This is a genomic window from Actinocorallia libanotica (assembly GCF_039525175.1).
Classification (GTDB): domain Bacteria; phylum Actinomycetota; class Actinomycetes; order Streptosporangiales; family Streptosporangiaceae; genus Actinocorallia; species Actinocorallia libanotica.
On record NZ_BAAAHH010000102.1, the window covers coordinates 1 to 1,371 of the forward strand.

2 protein-coding genes are annotated in these 1,371 nt (G+C 72.9%); both read left to right on the forward strand.

The features are described from left to right. On the forward strand, positions 1 to 700 hold a 700-nt coding region (locus ABD140_RS39795; protein ID WP_344248238.1), incomplete at its 5' end, for a glycosyltransferase family 2 protein. A gap of 5 nt (positions 701 to 705) precedes the next feature. Further along, the coding region (locus ABD140_RS39800; protein WP_344248240.1) for an NAD-dependent epimerase/dehydratase family protein at positions 706 to 1,371 on the forward strand (666 nt) is incomplete at its 3' end.

Below are 1,371 nucleotides of genomic sequence, written 5' to 3' on the forward strand. Positions count from 1 at the left end.
CCGCCCCCAGGCCGCCCGCGAGCTGGCCGAGGCCTTCGACGCCACGTGCGGCGCCGCCACGCAGCTGCTCCTGGTCGTCGACCACGGGGACCCCTCGATGAGCGACTACACCGCGCTGGCCGCCGAACGCGACGACGACCTGGTGGACGTCCTGGTCAACCCCGAAACCCCGACCATGGTCGGGGCGCTGAACTACGCCGCGTCCTGGGCGCTGGACCAGCGGCCCCAACCCGATGCGATCGCCTTCATGGGCGATGACCACCGGCCCCGCACCACCGGCTGGGACGCCGCATACCTGCAGACGCTCCACACCCAGCCCGGCATGGTGTTCGGGACCGACCTGCTGCAGGGCCCGGACCTGCCCACGCAGATCGCCATCAGCACCAGCGTGATCGAGACGCTCGGCCACATGGTGCCGCCGGACCTGGTCCACCTGTACGCCGACAACTACTGGGCCGACCTGGGGCGCGGGGCCGGCTGCCTGACGTACCTGCCGGATGTGATCGTGGAGCACCTGCACCCCGTCACCGGCAAGGTGCCCTGGAGCGAGGGGCACCGGCGGGTCAACACCCCGGAGGCCTACCACCGCGACCGCGAGGCCTACCGCGCCTACCGCGAGGCCGGGCAGCTGCAGTACGACGTCGAACAGGTCCGCGAGGCCCTGGCCCGCCAGCACCTGTCGGCCTGGGGCGCGCTGTGAAGGCGATGGTGACCGGCTCGGCCGGGTTCGTCGGCCGCCACATGGTCGCCGAGCTGGAGCGCCGCGGCTGGGATGTCGACGGCGTGGACGTCAGCTCCGCGGACGGGTGGCGGGGCCTGGACGCCCTGGAGGTCTTCCGCTTCCACCAGGTCCGCTACGACCTGGTGGTGCACTGCGCGGCCCGATCCCCGCACCGCGCGGCCATCGACGCCGCGCCGAGCATGATGGCCTACAACCTGCAGCTGGACGCCGCGATGTTCGACTGGGCGGTACGCACCCATCAGGGGCGGGTGCTGTATCTGTCCTCCAGCGCCGTCTACCCGGCGGGCCTGCAGCGCCAGGGAGCGCCGTGGCTGCCGCTGGAGGAGGACCTGGCGGGCGGCGACCAGATCGGGTTTCCGGCTGATTCCTACGGGTGGACGAAGCTGACCGGCGAGCGGATGGCGGCGGCCGCGGCCGCCGAGGGCCTGGCCGTCCACGTGGTGCGCCCGTTCTCCGGGTACGGCGCCGACCAGGGCCCCGAATGGCCGTTCGGGGCGTTCGTGGGCCGTGCGCACCGCCGCGATGACCCCTTCGTCATCTGGGGGGACGGCCAGCAGGTCCGCGACTGGATCCACATCTCCGACCTGGTGGCCGGCGCCCTGGCGGTGGTGGTGGCCGATGAGCGGCGG